The organism is uncultured Dialister sp., from assembly GCF_900538805.1.
Lineage (GTDB): Bacteria > Bacillota > Negativicutes > Veillonellales > Dialisteraceae > Dialister.
In genome coordinates this window covers 1-3,263 of the sequence record NZ_UPZP01000149.1, presented here as the reverse complement: position 1 = coordinate 3,263, position 3,263 = coordinate 1, and the positions used below count along the sequence as shown (strand labels likewise).

The following is a 3,263-nucleotide window of genomic DNA, read 5'->3' as shown; positions in this document are numbered from 1 at the left end:
TTTATAAACCATTAAAGACTCATCGCTAAAGCTTTTTGGAACCCCCGGTCTAACCGGGGGTTTTCTATAGACAATAAAAAGGCGAACCGGTTTCCCGATTCGCCTTTGTCTTACATTTTATCTTTTATCATTTTTGTTCTTATCGTAAAGCACCAGAAGACCCTTCAGTGTAAGCATGGGGTCCACCACGTCAATGGTTTTGGAGGACTTGGCAATGAGGGTCGCCAGGCCGCCGGTGGCAATGACCTTTACGTTTGGTTCGTTCAGCTCTTCCTTGATACGGTTTACGATTTCATCGATCTGCCCTACGAAGCCGTAGTAAATGCCGGCCTGCATGGCGGATACGGTGTTGCGGCAGATGATTTTCGGCGTTTTCACCAGTTCGATGCGGGGCAGCTTGGAGGCACGCTGGAAGAGGGCTTCCATGGAAATACCGATGCCCGGTGCTACAGCGCCGCCCAGGTAGTTGCCCTTGGTGTCCACCACGCAGAAGGTGGTAGCGGTGCCCATGTCGATGATAATGAGGGGGCAGTCATATTCCGCAATAGCGGCCACCGCATTGACGATACGGTCGGCGCCCAGTTCCTTGGGGTTGTCGTACAGGATATTGAGGCCTGTCTTGATGCCCGGTCCCACCATGATGGGTTTCGTATGGAAATACCGCTGGCTCATGGTTTCCAGGATAGGAATGATAGGCGGAACGACGGTGGAAATGATGATATCCTCTACGTCCTTGAAAGCCAGTCCATTCAACTGGAAAAGGGTGCCCAGAAGGGCTGCATAGCCGTCAGCGGTCTGCAGGGTATCGGTGGCCACCCGCCAATGGCGGATGAGCTTTCTCTCCTTATATACACCGCACACAATATTCGTATTTCCCACATCAAAAGCAAGAAGCATGTGAATCTCCTCCGGAACAGGCGGCCGAGAGAGCTTCGTGAAAGGGGAAATCCCATTCCACCAGCCGCCCTTGAGGCGCCATTAAAATTTCATCAAGTGTATAATGCAACAAAGTTCCCGTTCTGTCAAGGGAAATCATAACAAATAATAGATATTTTTGTAGAAAAATATATGAGTAGGCCCATCCATAGTATCCAGAGCATAGAAAAAACCGGCAGGCAAAGCGCCGGCTTTTTTAGTTTCCTATCCGACTTGACGCCATAGTATTCCTTACCGACAGGAAACTGTTGGCGAAGGGTTTCCTATCCGACTTGTCACCATGGTATTCCTTACCGGCAAGAAACTGTCTGCGAAGGGTTTCCTATCCGGCTTGACACTGTGGTGTTTCTTACCGACAGGAAACTATTTGCGAAGGGTTTCCTATCCGGCTTGACGCTTTGGTGTTTCTTACCGACAGGAAACTATTCGCGAAGAGTTTCTTAGCCGACTTGACTCTGTGGTTTTCCTTACCGACAGGAAACACCAAAGCATCACGCCGGACAGGAAACTTTTACTCATCAATGTTCCATGGTAGGATAGTAGCCTGCCTGGTTCAGGGACTGGCGGATTCTTGTGCCGCAGATGACGCCAAGAATAACCTTGATGAGGTCAAAGGCCACGAAGGGGAATACGGTCAGTGTCAATGCTGTCCACAGGGGCATTTCCTTTCCAAGGCCAAAGTGGAAATAGCCCATGAACCAGATGGTGCCCAGGGCGTAGCAGCAGATGAGGCCCAGCACGGCGGACGATACCTGACGGAGGAAATGGCCCTTTTCCGCCAGACGGAAGCCCGACACCCAGGCCATGACCACGAAGCCCAGATAGTAGCCGCCTACGGGAGAAAGGAAAATGCCGGCGCCCGCCTTTCCCATGGTGAGGATGGGAATGCCCAGAAGGCCCAGAAGGAGCCATACGCCGATGGAGATGGCTCCCCATTTCCTTCCCAGCACGCCGCCTGCCAGGGCGCATACGAAGCTCTGCAGTGTGATGGGCACAGGGCCAATGGGGAATGTGAACTGTGACAGCACCGCCATGATGGCTGCAAAAATTGCCGCACTGATAATATTATGCATTTTTCCTTTTTCCATAGTGATTCCTCTTCTCCTTTTTTACCGCCCGTGTATCAGACATGAAGAGTGAAATGCCCGGAACGGCTGAAACATGAATTCCAAACGCTCAAAGAAATCAAATTTCTTATCTCTTTGGAATGGGTGCGTCAATGGGACGAATTGATACATCCCCTGCAATGACGCGGGTCACATGCTTGCCTGTATCCACCAGGAGGCATCCGTCCTTGTCAATGTCGATGGCCTTGCCTGTGTAGCTTTCATTTCCGAAAATGACCCGCACTTCCTGTCCCAGGGTGACGGAAAGGGTCTTCCAGTCTTCCAGTACCTTATCAAAGCCCTGTGTCTGGGCGATGTGATATTCCTTTTCCAGTTCCGCCAGCACCGCTGCCAGAAGGTCCTTGCGGGATACGTCAATGCCTTCATTGAGGAAGGAGGTGGAGGTCTCACGGAAGGCTTCCGGGAATTCGCTCTTCTTCATGCCCGTATTAATGCCGATGCCCATGATGATGTAGTCGATTTTTTCCATGGATGCAGACATTTCCGTAAGAATGCCCACCATTTTCTTACCATGGTAGAGAATATCATTGGGCCACTTGATACCGGCGTCCTTCAGTCCCAGACGGCGGATACCGCAGCACACACCGATGGCTGCCAGGAGGGTGCATTTCGATGCTTCCATGGGGAAGAATTTCGGACGGAGAATGAGGGAAAACCATACCCCCTTGGCAAAGGGGCTGTAAAATCCGCGGGTCAAACGGCCATGGCCGCTGGTCTGCTCCTCCGCCACCACAATGGTACCTTCTTCCGCCCCTTCCCTGGCGATTTTCTTTGCTTCTTCATTGGTGGAACGGGTGGAGGACATGTACACCACACGGCGTCCGAAGGTGTCCGTATGGAGCGCGCTGTCGATTTCCAGCGGCGTCAGCAGATTGGGCGCATAAATGAGCCGGTACCCTTTCCTGGTGCTGGACTCAAAAATGTATCCCCTTTCTTTCAGTACTTTGATGTGCTTCCAGATGGCCGTGCGGGAAACATGAAGATCCTTGGAAATCTGCTGTCCTGAGACAAATTCCCCATTGGCCTTCCTGAAGTAATCCAGGATTTCATTTCGCATAAAGCGCCTCCCATAATATGAACATCGGCACGATTCCCATCATGCCCAGGAATCATGATTCCTTAAGGAAGCGCTGATTAAATCATTGTTTGCTTTTATTCTTGAATTTTTATGCAATGCGAGGAATGGGCTGACGCGAATAG

At 51.1% G+C, this 3,263-nt stretch carries 3 protein-coding genes; all 3 read right to left on the bottom strand.

Features of this window, described 5'->3' with window-relative positions:
- Positions 1 to 117: 117 nt before the first annotated feature.
- Positions 118 to 897 (bottom strand): type III pantothenate kinase, encoded by a 780-nt coding sequence (locus tag QZQ29_RS09165; protein WP_296962585.1) that lies wholly within the window; start codon positions 895 to 897, stop codon positions 118 to 120.
- 557 nt (positions 898 to 1,454) lie between these two features.
- Entirely contained in the window at positions 1,455 to 2,024 is a 570-nt protein-coding gene (locus tag QZQ29_RS09160) for a biotin transporter BioY (RefSeq protein ID WP_296962583.1), read from the bottom strand.
- Positions 2,025 to 2,130: 106 nt separating this feature from the next.
- Complete coding sequence (locus tag QZQ29_RS09155) at positions 2,131 to 3,120, bottom strand: biotin--[acetyl-CoA-carboxylase] ligase (RefSeq protein WP_296962581.1); 990 nt, start codon at positions 3,118 to 3,120, stop codon at positions 2,131 to 2,133.
- Positions 3,121 to 3,263: the final 143 nt, after the last annotated feature.

Coding starts and splice junctions, on each gene's coding strand:
- QZQ29_RS09165 (WP_296962585.1), bottom strand. CDS start 897: ATGCTTCTTGCTTTTGATGTGGGAAATACGAATATTGTGTGCGGTGTA.
- QZQ29_RS09160 (WP_296962583.1), bottom strand. CDS start 2,024: ATGGAAAAAGGAAAAATGCATAATATTATCAGTGCGGCAATTTTTGCA.
- QZQ29_RS09155 (WP_296962581.1), bottom strand. CDS start 3,120: ATGCGAAATGAAATCCTGGATTACTTCAGGAAGGCCAATGGGGAATTT.